We start from the raw sequence: 17,481 nt of genomic DNA on the forward strand, positions 1-17,481 counted from the left end.
TCCGGCTCCCTCACATTTCTTTTCTCTCTGATTGCTTCCTGGTGAAAGTCCCCATCTAATCCCGAAAAAGCCGCGCGCTCAGCGTATCGATAAACACCCGCAGTTTCGGCGTCAGGTGTTTGCTGGAAGGCCACAGGACTTTAAAGCTGCCGCTGTGGCGGCAATGCTCGCGCAATATCTGCTGCAATCGTCCCTGTTCCAGCGAGCGCTTTACGGAAAAATCCGGTAAACAGGCGATGCCCTGGCCGCTTTCCGCCAGATAAATCAGGGTATCGACGGTGTTGCAAACCAACCGGTGCGCCAGCGTCTCGATTCGCTTTTCCCAGCCTTCAAGCGGCCAGGGTTCCACTTTGCCGGTAGAGGGGTATTTGTATAACAGACCGGCATGTCCATGCAGATCCGCCGGTTGAAGCGGGATTCCGGCACGATGCAGGTAATCGGGCGCGGCCACCAACTGCAGATGAAACGTGCCCAACCGGCGGCTCATCAGGCGTGAGTCCTCGGTTTCGCCGACCCGAATCACGGCGTCAAAACCTTCTTCTACGACATCGACCCGACGGTCGGAAAAATCGGCTTCCAGCTCAATATCGGGATAGTTCCGGACAAATTCCGCCAATACCGGATTTAACAGGCCTCCCACCAGCGGCAGACTGACGCGCAGTTTGCCGCGCGGCGCGCTATGCGTATCACTGATATCCCGTTCCGCCGCCGCCATCTCCTCCAGAATGCGCTGACACCGCAGCAGAAACCGCCGCCCCTCGGCGGTCAGCGTCATGCTGCGCGTGCTGCGGTGAAACAGACGCACGCCCAGTCGGTTCTCCAGGCGGGCGATGCTTTTCCCCACCGCCGAGGCCGAGATGCCGAGCACGCGGCCGGCGTCAACGAAGCTGAGAGTTTCAGCGGCCTGCACGAAGGCGCTCACGCCGGCTAAGTTATCCATCGTTTGTCCTATTGCGGACGTTAATGTCCGTTATGAAGGGAAATCTAGCCTGTTTTTCCGCTATTCGCCAGGCCCTATGCTCGGTGACTACAGCATGGGCTGATTATCTGGAGCAATGACGATGAGTGCATATGGGCATACCGCGGGCGTGATAGACTGGGCGATCGATAACGCGCTGGCGGAAAAACGGCTGGTTGGCGCAGTGGTTTTGGTGGCGCAGGGGGGCGATACGTTTTATCGCCGCGCGGCGGGGCTGGCGGATCGCGAAGCCGGCCGGCCGATGGCGTTCAATACGCTGTTCCGTCTGGCTTCGGTATCCAAACCGATCGTGTCCACGGCGGCGCTGGCATTGATGGCGAAAGGCCGTATGCAGCTGGAGGATCCCATCACCCGTTGGCTGCCGCATTTTCGTCCGCGATTGGCGGATGGCACCACGCCGTTGATGACGCTACGGCATCTCATGACCCACACCGCCGGACTAAGCTACCGTTTTTTCCAGCCGGAAGGGGGATTCTACGCTCAATCGGCGGTCTCCGACGGCATGGATGAGGCGTCTGTCAGCCTGCAGGAGAACGTGCGGCGTATTGCCTGCGCCCCTTTGTTGACACCGCCCGGCGAGGCGTGGCGCTATTCCATCGCGACCGATGTCCTGGGCGCGGCGATCGAACAGGCGAGCGGCCTGCCGCTGGCGCAGGCAGTAAAAAAATGGGTGACCGGGCCGCTGGCGATGACGGATACCGATTTCCTGGCGGTGGATCCTGCACGTTTGGCGGCCGCTTACGCCGATCATCCCGGCGAGCCGCGCCGCCTGCGCCAACCGGATCATTTACCGTTTATCGATGGCAGCGCCGGTTTTCATCTGTCGCCGGCGCGAGCGTTGGATCCGTTGGCTTACGCCTCAGGCGGTGCCGGCATGGTCGGCTCGGCCGAGGATTTCCTGCGCCTGCTGGAAGCGTTGCGCCAGGGAGGAGCGCCGGTGCTGCCAACCGATTGGGTGACGGCGTTCACCAGCAACCAGATCGGCGATTTGCCGATGCCGTTTTGGCCGGGGCGCGGTTTCGGCCTCGGCATTACCGTACTGAAAGACCCCATCGCCGCGCAAACGCTGGAGTCCGTGGGGACCTGGCGAATGGGCGGCACCTATGGCCATTCCTGGTTCGTCGATCCTGTCCGGCAGCTCAGCGTCGTCGCGTTTACCAACACGGCGCTGGAGGGCATGTCCGGCGCCTTTGTCGGCGAGATTTGTCAGGCGGTCTATGCCGCGACGGGAGCGATGCAATGCGCCTGATGCAGCCGATTTTCTTTATCGCGCTGGGGTTGTTCGGCGTCTACTGCATCGAGTTCGGCGTGGTGGGCATTTTGCCGCAGATCATCGCACGGTATGGCATCTCTACGGCGCAGGCCGGCTGGCTGGTCGGGATCTTCGCCCTGACCATCGCGCTGCTCGGGCCGCTGTTGGTGCTGCTGGCGTCGCGATTCAATCGCAAACGCATGTTGTTGATCGCGTTGACCGTGTTCGCGGCGGCCAGCGCGCTGTCCGCTCAGACGGACAGTTTCGCCATGCTCATGCTGCTGCGCATTGTGCCGGCGCTGTTTCATCCGATCTATTTTTCGCTGGCCATGGTGGCGGCCGCGGCGCTTTATCCCCCGCATCAGGCCACCAAAGCAACCGCCTATGCGTTCATCGGCACCAGCATGGGTATGGTGTTGGGGATACCGTTGACGCAATGGATCGCCGGGCAGTTCAGCTATGAAGCCTCGTTCCGGTTCTGTGCCTGGGTCAATCTCCTGGCAGCGGCGGGATTGCTGATGCGGTTGCCCGACGTCGCCGTTCAGCGCCTCAGCTATGGCAAACAGCTGATGATCCTGCGCAGCGGGACGCTGTGGCTGAATATCATCACCTGCGTGCTGATCTTTGCCGCCATGTTTGCCGTCTATGCTTACGCGGCCGAGTACCTCAGCCGTGAAATCGGCCTCAGCGGCGGCGCCATCGGCTTTCTTCTGGTGGCGTTCGGCGTGGGCGGTGTCGCGGGCAACCTGTTGGCCGGCAAGGGGTTGAGCCGCCATCGAGCGCTGACGGTGCTGCTGCACCCGCTAGCCTTGATTGCGGCTTATGCGCTGCTGTATCACTACGGCAGCGCGAATATCGGTTCGATGACGGCGCTTTGTCTGTATTGGGGAGCGGCGCACACCAGCTGTTTGATCGTGACGCAGATCTGGCTGACATCCGAAGCCCCCGAGGCACCGGCGTTCGCCACCGGGCTGTATATCGCCTTTATCAATCTGGGCGTGGCGCTGGGCTCGCTGGCGGGCGGCTGGTTCATCACCGCGTGGGGGCTACAGGGCAGCCTGCTGTGCGGAGCCTTGTTCGCCGCGCTGGCGGTGATTACGATCGCCGCCAGGCTGCGGTTGCAGCGGCAGGCTACCGTTGCGTTGCGTCGATCATCGTCATCACCTGCCGGAACATCGCGCTTTCCGCATCGGCCAGCTCGTTGACCAGCGTAAAGTGATTGCAGTGGCGGTCGGCCAGCAGGTGGACGTCGAGACCGCGCGCCAGGCAGGCGTCATAATAAGCCTGCGTCTGGTTTTTGAACCCCTGGGTTTCGCGGTGGCCGACGTCGAGCAGGATCTGCGGTGCATGCACTTTCGCCGGCAGCAAAAACAGCGGGCTGAGGGTTTGCGCCTGTTCGGGCGTCAGATGCAGCCAGTCGTTGATGTAGATATCGCACAGCGGACGCAAATCGTAGAGGCCGCTCAGCGCCAGCGCGCCTTTGATCGCGTCGGGCGGCAGGCGATAGCGTTGTTGCCAGCCGTCGGCGATCAGCATGCCGCACAGGTGGCCGCCGGCCGAACTGCCGCTGACGAAAATGCGCGCCGGATCGATGCCGAACGGCGCCCCGTGATGATAAAGCCAGGCGACGGCGCTGCGCACCTCATGCACGATTTCCGCCAGCGTCGCTTCCGGCGCCAGCGTATATTCCAGGGTGGCGACCGCTACGCCGCGATGGGCAAAGGCCGCGGCCATCGAGCAGGCTTCCTCTTTGCGCTGTGAATGCCAGTAGCCGCCATGTATAAAGATCAGCAGCGGGGCGGGCTGTGCGCTGGCCGGGAACAGATCGAGACGCTCGGCGGCGCTCATGCCGTAGCGCAGATCGTAAATGCCCGGCGTCTGTGCTTTGGCGCGCTGCGCCAGCGCGGCATAGTCCGCCATGCAGGCGTCAAAATCCTCCACCGAAGCGCGGGCGTTGTATTGCGCGGCGCGGGCGCTCAGGTCTTCAAACGTCAGATCGATGTTCATGCGTTTCTCCGGATTGTTATGCGTTATGTCTTCATCATCGTCCCGCAGGGGAAAAGATGTTTGATCTTCGGTGCGCACAATTGCGGCTTCTCCAATGCTGTTATCTGCTGTATATTGCCGTTTTATGCTTTTTTAATGCGGAATAATCCCATGCACAAAGCGGCACGACAGCGCCATTTACTGGATTTGCTCAGCGAACGCGGGCAGGCGGCGGTGGCGGAATTGGCCAGCGCCATCGGCGTTTCCGTCGATACCGTGCGCCGCGACTTGGCCGATCTCGAGCGGCAGGGGCTGGCGCAGAAACATCACGGCGGCGCGATAGCGCTCGAACCGTCCGGCATGCCGCGCCAGGCGCGCGCGGCGCTGTTGCCGCAGGTCAAGCAGCGGCTCGGCCGCGCGGTGGCCGCGCAGATCCCGCCCGGCAGCACCCTGATGCTGGATGCGGGCAGTACGCTGTTGGCGGTGGCGCAAGCGTTGCGCGGCCCGGCGACGGTGATCACCGCCTCGCTGGATATCGCGCAGTGCCTGAGCGATAAGCCGGAAATCCAACTGATCTTGCTCGGCGGCCAGTGGGACGCGCGCCAACGGCTGTTCGCCGGCAGCGCGACGCTGGCGTTGCTGGAACGCTACCGCGCGGACATCGCCTTGCTGGGCGCCTGCGCGGTGCATGCTCAGCTGGGGCTGAGCGCCGGCGAAGAGGCCGATGCAGAGGTCAAACGCGCCATGCTGGCCAACAGCGGCGAGCGCTGGCTGGTGGCCGACCATATGAAGCTGGATCGCTGCGAGCCGCATCACGTGGCGGATCTGGCGCAAATCCAACGCCTGTTTACCGATCGCCCGTGGGATAACCTGGACGAGCAATCAATGATTGAACTTTGTGTCGTCGCCGACGACCGCTAGAGGAGAACACTGATGAACGATAACGCTCAACCGTTGCAGGTGGCGCTGATTGGTTACGGCTTTGTCGGCAAGGCGTTTCATGCGCCGCTGATTAACGCGGTGCCGGGTCTGGCGCTGAGCGTGGTGGCTTCGCGCGATGCCGCCAAAGTCCATGCCGATCTGCCGCACGTGCGCGTGATCGCCGATCCGCTGGAGGCGATCCGCTTACCGGAAGTGGACCTGGTGGTGATTGCTTCGCCGAACGCCACCCATGCGCCGCTGGCGCTGGCTGCGCTGGAAGCGGGCAAGCACGTGGTGGTGGATAAGCCGTTTACGCTGGATTTGGCGCAGGCGCGCACGCTGATTGCGGCGGCGGAGAAGCACGGCCGTCTGCTGTCGGTATTCCAGAATCGCCGCTGGGACAGCGATTTCCTGGGCGTGAAGCAGGTGATCGAGCAGGGACTGATCGGCAAGGTAACGCACTTTGAGTCGCACATCGATCGCTACCGTCCCGAAGTGCGGGTGCGCTGGCGCGAGCAGAATCTGCCGGGCAGCGGGCTGTGGTTCGATCTGGGGCCGCACATGGTCGATCAGGCGCTGCAGCTGTTCGGTTTGCCGCACAGCGTGCAGGCCAACATCGCCACGCTGCGCGCCAATGCGCAGATCAATGACTGGGCGCATGTGGTGCTGAACTACCCGACGCACCGCGTGATTTTGCATGGCAGCATGCTGGTGGCGGGCGGCGTCGCGCGCTTTACCGTGCACGGCGATAAAGGCAGCGTGGTCAAAGCGCGCGCCGACGGGCAGGAGAGCCAACTGCTGGCCGGCGTAACGCCGGGATCGGCTGAGTGGGGTAAAGACGACGACGCGATGCGCCTGTTTATCGGCACGGAGCCGGTGCGTACGTTGCCGACGCCGAATGGCGATCAGCGCCAATATTACGTCCAGGTGCGTGACGCGCTGCGCGGCGCCGGCGCCAACCCGGTCACCGCATCGCAGGCGTTGGCGGTGATGGCGGTGCTGGAAGCGGCCACCCTGGCGGCGGAAACCGGCATAACCCAAACGCTGCCGCTCACCGAGGCGGAGATCGCCGCCTGGTAACGCATCGCGCCAGATAAGGCGTCAGATGCATTGATACAGTGCATCACATGCGTCTTCCGCCATCCCATCCCCTGACATAGGCTACCCCTCAGTCTATGTCAGGAGTGCTAATCATGTTATCTCATCCTTCGCCGCAGGGCGTCCGCGGCATACTGGCCGCACTTTCTCTGAGTATGCTGCTGTCATCGCTCGGCATCAGCATCGCCAACGTCGGGCTGCCGGCGCTCGCCACCGCATTCCATGCGTCGTTCCAGGCGGTGCAGTGGGTGCTGCTCTGCTATTTGCTGGCCGTCACCACCTGCATCATCGGCATCGGCCGTTTGGGCGACAGCCTTAATCGTCGCCGCCTGCTGCTGGCGGGCATCGCGCTGTTTACCGCCGCTTCGCTGGCTTGTGCGTTGGCTCCGCAGCTTTGGCTGCTGCTGGCGGCGCGCCTGGCGCAGGGGCTGGGGGGCGCAGTCATGATGTCAATCACCATGGCGCTGGCGGGCGAGGCGCTGGGCACGGAAAAGATCGGCCGCGCGATGGGGCTGCTCGGCACTATGTCGGCCGTGGGCACCGCGCTGGGGCCGTCGTTGGGCGGCGCGCTGATCGCCGGCTTCGGCTGGCGAACGATATTCCTGATCAACCTGCCTCTGGGCCTGCTGGCGCTGTGGCTCGCCTGGCGATACTTGCCGGATGGGGCGCGGGCGGCGACGCGCCCTGAACCGTTCGACCGCGCCGGCACGCTGCTGCTGGGCAGCGCATTGCTTTGCTACTCGCTGGCGATGACTCTGGGACGCGGTGATTTCGGCGCGCTTAACCTGGCGTTGATGTTGGGCGCTCTGTTGGCGGCAGGGTTGTTTATCTGCGTGGAGCGCCGCGCCGTGTCGCCGCTGTTGGCGCCGACGATGTTCCGCCATCCGGCCCTGACGGCGGGGCTGGCGGCCAGCGCGTTGGTCATGACGGTGATGACCGCCACGCTGGTGGTCGGGCCGTTTTATCTGGCGCGCGCGCTGGGCTTAAGCGCCGCGCAGGTGGGGCTGGTGATGTCGGCGGGGCCGGCGGTGGCGATCCTGACCGGTATTCCGGCGGGTTATCTGGTGGATCGCTTTGGATCGCAACGCATCGCCCAGCTTGGGCTGGCGGCAGTGGCCGCCGGGGCGGGATTGCTGTCGCTGCTGGGCCGCTGGGGCGTACTCGGCTATGTCGCGCCGATCGCGCTGTTGACCGCCGGTTATGCGCTGTTTCAGGTGGCCAACAACACGGTGCTGATGAAGGATCTGTTTCCCGAACGACGCGGGTTGATCGCCGGCATGGTCAATCTGGCGCGCAATCTGGGGGCGATCACCGGCGCGTCGGCGATGGGGGCGCTGTTTTATCTGGCTTCGCAGCGGGTGGCGGGCGCCGCGGCGGCCGCGGCTTACGGCATGCGCGTCACCTACGGCGCGGCGGCGTTGCTGGCGTTGGCGGCATTGCTTATCGCCTTCGGCGGCCGCCGACTGGCGCTGCGTTATGACGCGCGCTGAACGGCGTAGCGTTCTTGCACGAAACCGTTGTCCGACTGGGTGACGGCGAGCAGACGCAGGCGCTGCTCAGGGGCATCGACGCCGAACAAGGGAATGCCGCCGCCCAGCAGCAGCGGCACGCGCGTAATCGTCAATTCGTCGATCAACCCGGCCTGCAGGAAACGCTGCACGGTCTGGCCGCCGTCGATATACAGGTGACGGCAGCCGGCCTCGGCCAACCGCGCCACGATGCCGGCCGGTTCGCCGCTCATCCAGCGGACAGGCTCTGCGCCGTGCGGTGCGGGTTGCGTCGACAGTACCACCACCGGCAGTTCTCCATAGGGCCATTCGGGAAAGGCGCGGACTTTTTCATAGGTATGGCGGCCCATCACCAGCGCGTCGATGTCGGCGATAAACGCTTCAAAACTCAGGCCATTGAGCAGCGAAACCGCGTACTCGGGCCGCAGCAGCCAATCGATGTCGCCGTCCGGGCCGGCAATGAATCCGTCTACGCTGGTGGCGATGTAAACCGAGCATTTCATCAGGCGAGATCTCCGCGGTAAACCACATGGATCTTGTTGCCGTCGGGATCGCGCAGGTAAGCGCCGAAATAGCCTTTGCCGTAGTGAGGGCGCTCGCCGGGCTCGCCTTCACTGCTGCCGCCCGCCAGCAGGCCGGCAGCGTAGGCGCGTTTAACCGCCAGTTCGTCGGCGGCGAGAAAGGCCAGCATGCTGCCGTTGCCGGCGCTGGCGGGCTGTCTGTCGAAGGGTTGGTAGGCATAAAACCGCGGCAGCGTTTGGCCCGGCATCACCCAGCAGCGGGCGGCGGGGCCGCCGTCCGGCGTCACTTCCCGCCGTTGTAAACCCAATGGCAGCAAAATGGCGTCGTAGAACGCGGCGGCGGCGTCCAGATCGCTGACGCCGACGGTAATGTGGCTGAACATGGCGCGTTTCCTTCCCCAAGTGAGAATAATGAACGGATAAAACAGTAGCAGCGATAGCGCAGGATGGACAGACCGCCGAGGAGGATTCGGATTAGGGACGCGCGCAGGGGGACAAAGCGCGCTTCACGGTTTGTAGGGCGGGCCGCCTCAATTGCTCTCGACGCGAGGATTGGCGTGGGTCGGCTGGCTGGGATAATCCACCTGATGCTTGTGCAGATAATCGCGTATCAGCTGACGCACCACCTGGGAAGGGGTGACGTCCTGCTGCAGGCACAGCTCTTCCAGGGCTTTCTTCTTGTCCGGGTCAATCAGCACCGTTAGCCGCGCCGTTTTCTTTTCCATCAGGATCCTCCAGAGAATGATGACTGAATGATAATACCATGTGAGCGAAGCGGCCAGCCAGACCGCGCGGCCGCTCGTCTTTAGCGGAAATGCAGCCGCTCTATCTTGCGTGACAGGTAGCCGAGTTCGCAGTTGAACAGCTCGCCGCTGCCGGCGGCCAGCGTGCGCAGCGTGCTAAGCGGCAGCGACACCTGGGCCGGCGTAGCATAAATGATCACGTTGCCGCTGGGGGCGACGCAAAACAGCACGGTGGCGAATATCCGGTGCAGGCTGTGGTACAGCAGGCTGTTTTCGTCGGGCAGATCGTGATAATTCAGCACCAGCCAGCCCCCGTTATTCAGCCGCGCGGCGCAGTTCTCCAGGAATGTCTGGGTGCCTTGCTGCGGATCCATGGCGAACGCCGAATAGAGATCGGAGAAAATCAGATCGTAACGCGTTTCGGCGGGCGGGCGCACGAAGTCCATGGCGTCGGCGGTGCGCAGGCTGATGGTGTCGGTGGCCGGCAGCGTAAAATAGCGGCGCGCGACGGCGATCACCGCGGCGCGCAGCTCGACGACCTCCAGGCGCATAGCCGGATCGAGCGCGTGCAGCGCACGCAGCAGGCTGCCGCCGCCTAACCCCAGAATCAACGCCGACGTCGGCGGCTGCCAGGCCACCGCCATCAGCATCGCTTTGATGTAGTTGTGGATCGGCTGCGCGGGGTTGCTAAGGCTCATCTTGCTTTGCTCGCAGATGCCGTCAAACCGCAGCGTGCGGTAGTCCTTGTGATCGGAAACGATGATTTCACCCCAGGCGTCGGCTTCGCGAGCGATCACCTGGCCACGCGGGGAGAAATCGAGGGTTCTGAGTAAGCTGTCAACCAGAGACATGGTATTCGCAGGGCTCCTTTGGCAAGCGGCCTGTTTACTTACGGGCGCACATGAAATCGGCGGTGCAAATGCGCCGGCCATCGATGCTGGCACGGCCGGTGAAGCGGGCGATCGCGCCGCGCCGGCGTACAAAGGCGACCTCCATCAACACCTGGTCGCCGGGACGGGCGGCGCGATAAAACCGCGCCCGCTGAATGGAAGCGAAGTAGTAATGTTCCCCTTCGTTCAGCGCCCCGAGATAGTAATGCGCCAGCAGACCGGTGCTTTGCGCCAGCGCTTCCACCAACAGCACGCCAGGAAAACCGGCGAAGCGCGCATGGCCGCTCCAGAACGTCGGCTCATTGGCGGTGATGTTCTTGATGGCGCTCAGCCGCCCTTCGTCGATGCAGGTGCCGGCGGGCAGCACGCGATCGACCAACAGACAGGGATAGCGATGAGGCAGAATCGCCTGAATATCGTGGAATTGCAGGGGGTGACCATGTAATGGCATGGGGAGCGTGATCCTGTCTGCGGCGAATCCGGCGCGATGGCCGACGTTCGGTCCATAATGAGTGTAATAACATTATAATAAAATTATCATCAGATGTGCCAGATGAAAGACATGACGGCGGCGACGGGGGGAAACAGCGAAGGAGGGGAAAACACCCGATCCTGACGATCGGGCGTGGCGGCGAGCTTAGTGCTTGGAGCGGGTCACCTTGTCCAAATAACCCATCACGAAGGCGGAGAGCACGAAGGTGAGGTGGATGATCACATACCACATCAGCTTGTTGTCGGGCACGTTCTTGGCGTCCATAAACACCCGCAGCAGATGAATGGAGGAGATGGCGACGATAGACGCGGCGACTTTGTTTTTCAGCGAGGTAGCATCCATTTTGCCCAGCCAGCTCAGCTTTTCTTTCCCTTCGGTGATATCCAATTGCGAGACGAAATTTTCATAGCCGGAGAACATCACCATCACCAGCAGGCCGCCGACCAGCGCCATGTCGATCAGCGACAGCAGGGTCAGCACCAGATCGGCTTCGGTAACGGCAAAAATATTTGGCAGGACGTGGAGAATTTCCTGAAAAAACTTGATCGACAAGGCGACCAGAGTGAGCGAAAGGCCGAAATAAACCGGCGCGAGCAGCCAGCGGGAGGCGTACATCGCGTTTTCTAGCAAGCGTTCCATCATAAAATTGTTTTGAATGCGTAGCAAAAAGGGCGCTCAGTATAGCGCAAGAGGCCTGGGTGAAATCAACCGCTTGCGCCAGTAGAGGGCGATATCAGGCCGCTACGCGCGCCGTTTTGCGCCCGCAGCGGATCCACAGCGCTACGGCCCCCGCCGCCGTCGCCAGCGCCACGACGCCCGGCCAGCCCGCGCTTGCCAGAATGCGGCTGCCGAGGGCGGCCCCGGTCGCCATGCCGATGAATACGCCGGTGAACAAGAGGGCGTTCAAGCGGCTGCGCGCCGCCGGATCGAGACCGTAGACGATGGTCTGGTGTGCGATCAGCGTCGCCTGGATGCCCAGATCGAATCCGACGGCGCTCAGCGCAATGAGCGCCAGCTGCGCCGGGAGCGGCAACAGCGGAAGCAGAAACATCAGGGCGAAGGCGGCCAGGACCAATCCCGCGCCGATGCGGGTCACGGCGTCAGGGCCGTGCCGATCGGCCAGGCTTCCTGCCAACGGCGCCGCCAGCGCACCCGCCGCCCCCGCCAGACCAAACGCGCCGGCCGCCGCGCTGCCGATCTGGTAGCGCTCCGCCAGCATCAACGCCAGCGTTGACCAGAAAGCGCTGAAGCCCAATGACAGAAAGCCTTGCGCCAGCGTTGCGCGCCGCAGCTCGGGATACGCGGCCCACAGATGCCCCAGCGAGCGCAGCAGCGCGGGGTAACTCAGCGCGTTATGGGGGCGAAGACGCGGCAACATGCGCCAGATAGCCAGCGTGATCGGCAAAACGCCCAGCGCCGCCAGCGCGTAAACGCTGCGCCAGCCGGCGAACTCGGCGAGCGCGCCGCTGAACACGCGCGACAGCAGAATGCCGGCCAAGAGCCCGGTCATCACCGCGCCGACGGTTTTGCCGCGGCTGGCCTCCGGCGCCAGCGTGGCGGCGGCGGGGATAATGTCCTGCGCGACGGTGGCGGTCAGGCCTATCGCCAGGCTGCTGAGCAATAACAGCGGGAATGAGGCGGCAAACGCGCAAAGCAGCAGCGTCAGCGTCAGCAGCGCGCCTTTGATCAGAATGATCCGTCGGCGATCGTACCGGTCGCCCAGCGGCGCCAACAGTAAAATGCCCAGCGCATAACCCAGCTGGGTCAGCGTCGGCACCATGCCGGCATCGGCGACGCCGGCGTGGAAATCGGCGCCCATCATGCCGAGCATGGGCTGGCTGTAATAGATTGAAGCGACGCTGAGGCCGGCGCCGGCGGCCAGCAGAAACACGACGTTGGCGGACGGGGCGCCGTGGGTGGCGGTGGTGCTCATGGCAAAGATCCCTGCAAAGTGAATGTGCAGCCATTTTTACCGCTTGCTTCATTCCGCTGTAGCCCCCTCGCAGGTAAAACTGTTATACACTTAACGTATGAATAAAATTAATTTACCCAACGGCGACCGCATAACTTTGCTGCATACGCTGGTGCGCATCGTCGAAAGCGGCAGCCTGTCGGCAGCGGCGCAGCAGCTGGGCACCTCACAACCGACGATCAGTCGGCGTCTGCAGGCGTTGGAGCAGCTGCTGGGCGCCAAACTGATCCAGCGGACGACTCACGCTCTCAAACTGACCGATGACGGCGAGCGCTGTTACCGCCAGGCGCGGGGGCTGATCGAACAATGGCAAAGCCTGGAAGAAGGGCTGGGCGGCGCGCGCGACGAACCGGTCGGGGTGTTGCGCGTGCGGGCGCCGCACGCTTTCGGCCAGGATCAGCTGATCGGTCCGTTGGGCGAGTACTTGCGGCGCTACCCGCAAGCTTACGTTGAGTGGACGCTGAACGATCATTCTCCGGACTTTATTCCCGAAGGCGTGGATTGCGCCATTCACGTCGGTGCGGTGACCGATCCGTCGGTCGTGGCGGTGTTGCTGGCGGAGGTGCCGCGCAGCACGGTAGCGTCGCCGGCGCTGCTGAAGAGCCGAGAGCCGGTCCGCTGTCTTGACGATTTGGCGCGCTTGCCGTGGCTGGCGTTGAACAGTTTTTATCGCAATGAAGTGGTGCTGACCCATGTTGAGCGCGGCGAGCAGGGGCGGTTCGATATCACGCCGAGGTTGAGCACCGACAGCCTGTACGCGGTGCGCAAGGCGGCGCTGGAGGGGCTGGGCGTCGCGATTGTCTCCTCCTGGCTGGTGCGGGACGATGTGGCCGACGGGGCGCTGCAAACCGTGTTGCCGGCCTGGCGCGCCGCGCCGCTGCCTATCTACCTGCTGTATCCCTACGCCAGCTATTACCCGGCTCGCCTGCGCAAGTTCATGGAAATGATGAAGGAAGTGATGCCGCGCATTCTCGGCGCGCGGCCGCCGGCGGCGGGCTGACGCCGTTCAGTGCCGGGCTTTTTTGCCGTCGCTGTGGCCGAGGGAACGCTCGGGAAAGCTGTGATCGCGCAGCCGCTGCTTTAACTGCGCCGCATCGGGGAAGCCGCCGTCAATTTTGCGATCCCAAATCATCACGCCATCGACGCTGATTTGATACACCCCGCCGGTGCCCGGCATCAGGGTGACGGAGGCGAGATCGTCGCCGAAGGTATTGAGCAGCTCTTGCGCCATCCAACCGGCGCGCAGCAACCAATTGCATTGTGAACAGTAGTGAATCGTAACGGCGGGTGCGTTTTTCATCGTTGATCGACCGGTTAGTGGTGATGGCTTGCCATCAGCCTGATGGCTCGCAAGCGATGGTGGCTGTGTATCGCCAAATAGTCAAGCGCCTGCGCAAGCCGCAAGCCGCGAGGCGCGGATAACGATGACGGTCGCTATGGTTTGCTTTTGGCAAACCATTCGACCCCGCGCAACATGCCCGCCCAGTAAAATTTGGGTAAAAACCAGGCCTTCAGCCACCATGCCATACGGCTGGGATGCGTGTTGTCGAACAGAGGAAAGGTGGGGAGCAATTTACTGTCGTACCCAAACTCCGCCAGAACAACCTTGCCTTTCTCTACCGTCAATGGGCAGGAACCATAACCATCATACTGTGCCGCATCAGGAACGCCGTTAAGCTGCGCCGCGATGTTCTCTGCCACCACCACCACCTGTTTGCGAGCCGCCGCCAGGGTTTTGGCATTTGGCGTGGCGCAACAGTCGCCAACCGCAAAAATCGTCTGCCACTGCTTATGCCGTAGGGTGAATTTATCCACGTCGCACCAACCTGACTCGTCAGACAACCCACTTTGCGAAATGAACGCCGGCGCAGATTGCGGCGGCACTACGTGCAGCATATCGAAGGGCAGTGTCACTTCGCGTTTGCCTTCTTCATCACCGTCCAGAGAAAAGGTCGCTTGCCGCTGCTGCCCATCAACGCGAACTAAATTATGCCGGAAGTTGACCTGTGCGCGGTATTTTTTCAAGTAATCGGTCAGCGGAGGAACAAATTGCGGCACGCCGAATACCGCCGCGCCCGCCAGGCAAAAATTGACGTTAATATTATTAAGGACACCTTGTCGCCGCCAGTGATCGCATGAAAGGTATAAGGCTTTTTGCGGCGCGCCGGCGCATTTTATCGGAATCGGCGGTTGAGAAAATATCGCCTCGCCGCCTTGCATTTCACGAACCAGTTTCCAGGTGTATTCCGCAAGATCAAAACGATAATTAGAGGTGACGCCATTCATTCCCAACGTTTCTTCAAGACCCTCTATTTTATCCCAACGTAAAACGAGGCCGCAGGCAACAATAAGGAAGTCGTAGTTTATTTTCTGCCCTTGGCGGGTCTCGACATATTTTTGGCCGGGTTCCACCCTGACCACGCTATCCTGAATCCATGCGGTTCCTGGGGGGATGACGGCGCGCATCGAACGCCGCGTTTTATTGATATCAAAGAGCCCGCCGCCCACCAGGGTCCATGCCGGTTGATAATAATGACAGTCGCCAGGTTCAATTACCGTTATATCAATGCCTTTAACTCGCTTCCTTATGCTTGCCACGACGCTTATTCCAGATGAACCACCGCCAATAACAACAACTTTTTTCTGGGTGTTTATTTTTTCCGATTTCATGCAGGCCTCCTTTCATAAGAAAGTAGGGGGTTGATGCCCAAATTAAAAGGGAATTCATAGAACTTATTGTTATATTGAAAATCACATATTCGATTTAGTTATATGTAATAGCTAAATGTAATAAGTTATTTGACAATTAATGCGAACTGATCGTTAATAAATACCACAAACACCGTTCAGGAATTAACGCATTGGATTTTTTCCATTTTACTTTTTATACCCTGATGTTATTGGTGATAACCGGAGGAATAGTCGGACTTCTCTTGGCCCTGACCGGCGGAGGCGGCTCCATCGTTTGTGTGCCGCTGCTGCTGTATATGGTGCAAATCCCGGATACGCATTTGGTGATAGGCACCAGTGCCATGTCCGTCGCCGTCAGTGCGCTGCTCAACCTTTTTGCGCACGCCGCCAAAGGAAACGTCCGGTGGCGAACCGGCATTGTCGTTTCGCTGGTCGCGGTGGCCGGGACGCTGGCAGGTTCACAGATGGGAAAAATCACGGACGGGCGCTATCTAACCCTGCCTTTCGCTTTGCTGATGCTGATTGTCGCCGGATTAACGCTGAAAAAAAATCACCGGGCCGGCAACGGTTTGGCTTCCCCGGATGCAACCTTTCATCCCGCCATCGTGTGGCCCTGCGTGTTGGCGCTGGGCGCGGTGGCCGGCTTTCTGGGGATCGGCGGCGGATTTTTAGTGGTGCCGGCGCTGCTCTGGTTTTTCCGCTTTTCGCTGCTTGAAGCGGTGGCCACCTCGCTGGTGGTGGTTTCTGCCATGGGTTTATCGACGAGCGCAAGCTATGCCTTGTCCGGCAAGGTGTCGCTCGTCATCACGTGCTGGCTGATCGTCGGCGGTGTTCTGGGGGGCGTCGTGGGGGTTGCGCTCACCGAGCGCCTGAAGAAACGCGAGGACATTATCCGTGTGCTCTACGCCGCCATGCTCTTGGTGCTGGCCCTTTATATGCTTTTTAAAAGCTTATAAGACAGAAGGAAAAAATATGCGCATCCGTACATACCATCATCAGCTCTCCTTTTCGGGGGCCCCCGCAGCGAGTGATTTCGCTACCCTGCATCAACAAGGCTACCGGCTTATCGTCAACAACCGGCCAGATGAAGAACCGGGGGAGCATCTATCCCATCAGCAAGAGAAAACGCTGGCTGAAGGCATGGGCATAGACTACGTCTATCTTCCTTACACGTTCGACACGCTGACCTGGGAGACCGTTTATACCTTCCATTACCTGTTGCGGCGGGGCAAGAAGACTCTGGCGCACTGCCGGAGCGGGGCGCGCTCAGCCTGCCTCGCTCTGCTGCATGCGCTGCGAGAAGGGCGGATCGATGAAGTGCGATTCCGCAGCCAGTGCGAAGAATATGGCGCGGATGCCGATAAGGCGCTCAGCTGGTATCGCCGGCATCAGTCCGTTCAGTCTCATGCGCAAGTGCACGCATTTTATGAGCCGGAAAGCGGCAGCCTGCAGTATGTCGTCGCCGATCCCGAGGCGCGTCGCTGTGCGATCATCGATCCGGTGCTAGATTTTGACCGCCGCTCGGGCACGGTATCGCATCAGCAGGCGCACACCATTTTGAGCTTTATCCGGCAGCAAGGATGGGGCGTGGCCTGGGTGCTGGATACGCATCCGCATGCCGACCATTTTTCTGCCGCAACCTGGCTGGCGCAGAAAACCGGCGCCCTCAGCGGCATAGGCGAGAAAATTACCGTCGTGCAGGGGCTGTGGCAAGACATCTATAATTTGAAGGAACTGCCTCCCGCCGAGACCGTGTGGGATGCGCTGTTTGCGGATGGGGACGTCTTTTTTATCGGCAACCTGCGCGCTGAAGTCTTGCTGTCTCCTGGCCACACCCTGGCTTCCGTCACGTATCACATTGCCGATGCGGCGTTTATTCACGATACGTTTTTCATGCCGGACAGCGGCACCGCAAGGGCCGATTTCCCCGGCGGAAATGCGGAAGCCCTGTGGGATTCGTTGCAGCGGATCTTGAGCCTGCCGGCGGAGACCCGCCTGTTTACCGGCCACGATTATCGCCCTGCGGGGCGTGAGGCCCGCTGGGAAAGCACCGTGCGAGAGCAGCGCGAAAACAACCCCTGGGTGGCCAACATGGATAAAGCCCAATTTATCGCGCAAAGAAAGCAGCGAGACGCCACGTTGCCGCATCCGGAATTGATGCTGATGGCGCTGCAGGTCAACATTCGCGGCGGTGTTCTGCCTGATTGCGAAGATGATGGGCGGCACTACCTCAAAATCCCTGTTAATCGCTTCAAGGGGTAAATCAAGCCAGAGAGGCGCGATCGTTCACGGCTGCCAATCTCAAGACGATCGCGCCGTCTGTTAATGGTTTTTTATGAAATAATCAGACTGATTCATATTTAATTATTTGTTTTTACACAAAACACGCGGCGCTTGCCCTCGCCGAATACAGTCACTACATTAACA

At 61.3% G+C, this 17,481-nt stretch carries 19 protein-coding genes; 8 read left to right on the forward strand and 11 right to left on the reverse strand.

Annotated features, from left to right (window positions below):
* Positions 1-55: 55 nt before the first annotated feature.
* Positions 56-940, reverse strand: a complete 885-nt coding sequence (locus tag J9788_RS04065; protein WP_182264498.1) for a LysR family transcriptional regulator — start codon at positions 938-940, stop codon at positions 56-58.
* A gap of 121 nt (positions 941-1,061) precedes the next feature.
* Between J9788_RS04065 and J9788_RS04070 the strand changes: the two genes are divergently transcribed.
* Both J9788_RS04070 and J9788_RS04075 read left to right on the forward strand, forming a co-directional pair.
* Positions 1,062-2,228, forward strand: coding sequence for a serine hydrolase (locus tag J9788_RS04070; RefSeq protein WP_182264497.1), 1,167 nt, complete (start codon positions 1,062-1,064; stop codon positions 2,226-2,228).
* Complete coding sequence (locus J9788_RS04075; RefSeq protein ID WP_182264496.1) at positions 2,219-3,436, forward strand: MFS transporter; 1,218 nt, start codon at positions 2,219-2,221, stop codon at positions 3,434-3,436. The genes J9788_RS04070 and J9788_RS04075 overlap by 10 nt, the downstream gene beginning before the upstream one ends.
* On the opposite strand, the gene J9788_RS04080 is transcribed toward J9788_RS04075, so the two are convergent.
* Positions 3,363-4,238 carry an alpha/beta hydrolase gene (locus tag J9788_RS04080; protein WP_182264495.1) on the reverse strand — a complete coding sequence of 292 codons (876 nt, stop codon included), beginning with the start codon at positions 4,236-4,238 and terminating at the stop codon, positions 3,363-3,365. The two genes, J9788_RS04075 and J9788_RS04080, sit on opposite strands and share 74 nt — an antisense overlap.
* A 150-nt stretch (positions 4,239-4,388) precedes the next feature.
* Between J9788_RS04080 and J9788_RS04085 the strand changes: the two genes are divergently transcribed.
* The 3 genes from J9788_RS04085 to J9788_RS04095 all read left to right on the forward strand — a co-directional run bounded on the left by J9788_RS04085 (position 4,389) and on the right by J9788_RS04095 (position 7,726).
* Positions 4,389-5,138: a DeoR/GlpR family DNA-binding transcription regulator gene (locus tag J9788_RS04085; protein WP_046898392.1), complete on the forward strand. Its 750-nt coding sequence runs from the start codon at positions 4,389-4,391 to the stop codon at positions 5,136-5,138.
* A gap of 12 nt (positions 5,139-5,150) precedes the next feature.
* On the forward strand, positions 5,151-6,218 hold the full coding sequence (locus J9788_RS04090; protein WP_182264494.1) for an oxidoreductase: 1,068 nt from the start codon (positions 5,151-5,153) through the stop codon (positions 6,216-6,218).
* A gap of 113 nt (positions 6,219-6,331) precedes the next feature.
* Positions 6,332-7,726, forward strand: a complete 1,395-nt coding sequence (locus J9788_RS04095) for an MFS transporter (protein WP_182264493.1) — start codon at positions 6,332-6,334, stop codon at positions 7,724-7,726.
* On the opposite strand, the gene J9788_RS04100 is transcribed toward J9788_RS04095, so the two are convergent.
* From J9788_RS04100 to J9788_RS04130, 7 genes are all read right to left on the reverse strand, one after another.
* On the reverse strand, positions 7,711-8,247 hold the full coding sequence (locus J9788_RS04100; protein ID WP_182264492.1) for a dihydrofolate reductase family protein: 537 nt from the start codon (positions 8,245-8,247) through the stop codon (positions 7,711-7,713). The genes J9788_RS04095 and J9788_RS04100 overlap by 16 nt on opposite strands.
* Positions 8,247-8,648: a VOC family protein gene (locus J9788_RS04105; RefSeq protein WP_182264491.1), complete on the reverse strand. Its 402-nt coding sequence runs from the start codon at positions 8,646-8,648 to the stop codon at positions 8,247-8,249. The genes J9788_RS04100 and J9788_RS04105 overlap by 1 nt, the downstream gene beginning before the upstream one ends.
* Positions 8,649-8,795: 147 nt before the next feature.
* Positions 8,796-8,990, reverse strand: a complete 195-nt coding sequence (locus J9788_RS04110) for a ribbon-helix-helix protein, CopG family (protein ID WP_004928567.1) — start codon at positions 8,988-8,990, stop codon at positions 8,796-8,798.
* Between the two features lie 80 nt (positions 8,991-9,070).
* A complete protein-coding gene (locus J9788_RS04115) occupies positions 9,071-9,859 on the reverse strand; it encodes a spermidine synthase (protein WP_182264490.1) in 789 nt (262 codons plus the stop codon).
* A 34-nt stretch (positions 9,860-9,893) separates the two neighbouring features.
* Entirely contained in the window at positions 9,894-10,349 is a 456-nt protein-coding gene (gene fabZ / locus J9788_RS04120; RefSeq protein ID WP_182264489.1) for a 3-hydroxyacyl-ACP dehydratase FabZ, read from the reverse strand.
* A gap of 186 nt (positions 10,350-10,535) precedes the next feature.
* Entirely contained in the window at positions 10,536-11,030 is a 495-nt protein-coding gene (locus J9788_RS04125; RefSeq protein WP_004928561.1) for a TIGR00645 family protein, read from the reverse strand.
* Positions 11,031-11,124: 94 nt separating this feature from the next.
* Positions 11,125-12,324, reverse strand: a complete 1,200-nt coding sequence (locus J9788_RS04130; protein ID WP_046898386.1) for an MFS transporter — start codon at positions 12,322-12,324, stop codon at positions 11,125-11,127.
* 97 nt (positions 12,325-12,421) lie between these two features.
* On the opposite strand from J9788_RS04130, the gene J9788_RS04135 reads away from it, so the two are divergent.
* Positions 12,422-13,363, forward strand: a complete 942-nt coding sequence (locus J9788_RS04135) for a LysR family transcriptional regulator (RefSeq protein ID WP_046898385.1) — start codon at positions 12,422-12,424, stop codon at positions 13,361-13,363.
* Positions 13,364-13,369: 6 nt separating this feature from the next.
* Here the strand turns inward: J9788_RS04135 and J9788_RS04140 are convergent, their stop codons facing one another.
* Both J9788_RS04140 and J9788_RS04145 read right to left on the reverse strand, forming a co-directional pair.
* Complete coding sequence (locus tag J9788_RS04140) at positions 13,370-13,663, reverse strand: SelT/SelW/SelH family protein (protein WP_025159743.1); 294 nt, start codon at positions 13,661-13,663, stop codon at positions 13,370-13,372.
* A 134-nt stretch (positions 13,664-13,797) separates the two neighbouring features.
* The gene (locus tag J9788_RS04145) at positions 13,798-15,033 is read right to left on the reverse strand and encodes an FAD/NAD(P)-binding oxidoreductase (protein ID WP_182264488.1); all 1,236 of its coding nucleotides are present in this window, start codon (positions 15,031-15,033) and stop codon (positions 13,798-13,800) included.
* A 191-nt stretch (positions 15,034-15,224) separates the two neighbouring features.
* Here J9788_RS04145 and J9788_RS04150 point away from each other — a divergent pair, with 191 nt between their 5' ends.
* Positions 15,225-16,010: a sulfite exporter TauE/SafE family protein gene (locus tag J9788_RS04150; RefSeq protein ID WP_182264487.1), complete on the forward strand. Its 786-nt coding sequence runs from the start codon at positions 15,225-15,227 to the stop codon at positions 16,008-16,010.
* A gap of 16 nt (positions 16,011-16,026) precedes the next feature.
* Positions 16,027-17,316 (forward strand): bifunctional sulfur transferase/dioxygenase Blh, encoded by a 1,290-nt coding sequence (gene blh, locus J9788_RS04155; protein ID WP_182264486.1) that lies wholly within the window; start codon positions 16,027-16,029, stop codon positions 17,314-17,316.
* Positions 17,317-17,481: the final 165 nt, after the last annotated feature.

The organism is Serratia sp. X10 (assembly GCF_017811775.1).
In the GTDB taxonomy this organism is placed as follows: Bacteria; Pseudomonadota; Gammaproteobacteria; order Enterobacterales; family Enterobacteriaceae; genus Serratia; species Serratia ureilytica.

What these genes read in the sequence shown, in the direction of transcription:
- J9788_RS04065 (WP_182264498.1), bottom strand. Translation starts at nt 940, where the DNA reads ATGGATAACTTAGCCGGCGTGAGCGCCTTCGTGCAGGCCGCTGAAACT.
- J9788_RS04070 (WP_182264497.1), top strand. Translation starts at nt 1,062, where the DNA reads ATGAGTGCATATGGGCATACCGCGGGCGTGATAGACTGGGCGATCGAT.
- J9788_RS04075 (WP_182264496.1), top strand. Translation starts at nt 2,219, where the DNA reads ATGCGCCTGATGCAGCCGATTTTCTTTATCGCGCTGGGGTTGTTCGGC.
- J9788_RS04080 (WP_182264495.1), bottom strand. Translation starts at nt 4,238, where the DNA reads ATGAACATCGATCTGACGTTTGAAGACCTGAGCGCCCGCGCCGCGCAA.
- J9788_RS04085 (WP_046898392.1), top strand. Translation starts at nt 4,389, where the DNA reads ATGCACAAAGCGGCACGACAGCGCCATTTACTGGATTTGCTCAGCGAA.
- J9788_RS04090 (WP_182264494.1), top strand. Translation starts at nt 5,151, where the DNA reads ATGAACGATAACGCTCAACCGTTGCAGGTGGCGCTGATTGGTTACGGC.
- J9788_RS04095 (WP_182264493.1), top strand. Translation starts at nt 6,332, where the DNA reads ATGTTATCTCATCCTTCGCCGCAGGGCGTCCGCGGCATACTGGCCGCA.
- J9788_RS04100 (WP_182264492.1), bottom strand. Translation starts at nt 8,247, where the DNA reads ATGAAATGCTCGGTTTACATCGCCACCAGCGTAGACGGATTCATTGCC.
- J9788_RS04105 (WP_182264491.1), bottom strand. Translation starts at nt 8,648, where the DNA reads ATGTTCAGCCACATTACCGTCGGCGTCAGCGATCTGGACGCCGCCGCC.
- J9788_RS04110 (WP_004928567.1), bottom strand. Translation starts at nt 8,990, where the DNA reads ATGGAAAAGAAAACGGCGCGGCTAACGGTGCTGATTGACCCGGACAAG.
- J9788_RS04115 (WP_182264490.1), bottom strand. Translation starts at nt 9,859, where the DNA reads ATGTCTCTGGTTGACAGCTTACTCAGAACCCTCGATTTCTCCCCGCGT.
- fabZ (WP_182264489.1), bottom strand. Translation starts at nt 10,349, where the DNA reads ATGCCATTACATGGTCACCCCCTGCAATTCCACGATATTCAGGCGATT.
- J9788_RS04125 (WP_004928561.1), bottom strand. Translation starts at nt 11,030, where the DNA reads ATGGAACGCTTGCTAGAAAACGCGATGTACGCCTCCCGCTGGCTGCTC.
- J9788_RS04130 (WP_046898386.1), bottom strand. Translation starts at nt 12,324, where the DNA reads ATGAGCACCACCGCCACCCACGGCGCCCCGTCCGCCAACGTCGTGTTT.
- J9788_RS04135 (WP_046898385.1), top strand. Translation starts at nt 12,422, where the DNA reads ATGAATAAAATTAATTTACCCAACGGCGACCGCATAACTTTGCTGCAT.
- J9788_RS04140 (WP_025159743.1), bottom strand. Translation starts at nt 13,663, where the DNA reads ATGAAAAACGCACCCGCCGTTACGATTCACTACTGTTCACAATGCAAT.
- J9788_RS04145 (WP_182264488.1), bottom strand. Translation starts at nt 15,033, where the DNA reads ATGAAATCGGAAAAAATAAACACCCAGAAAAAAGTTGTTGTTATTGGC.
- blh (WP_182264486.1), top strand. Translation starts at nt 16,027, where the DNA reads ATGCGCATCCGTACATACCATCATCAGCTCTCCTTTTCGGGGGCCCCC.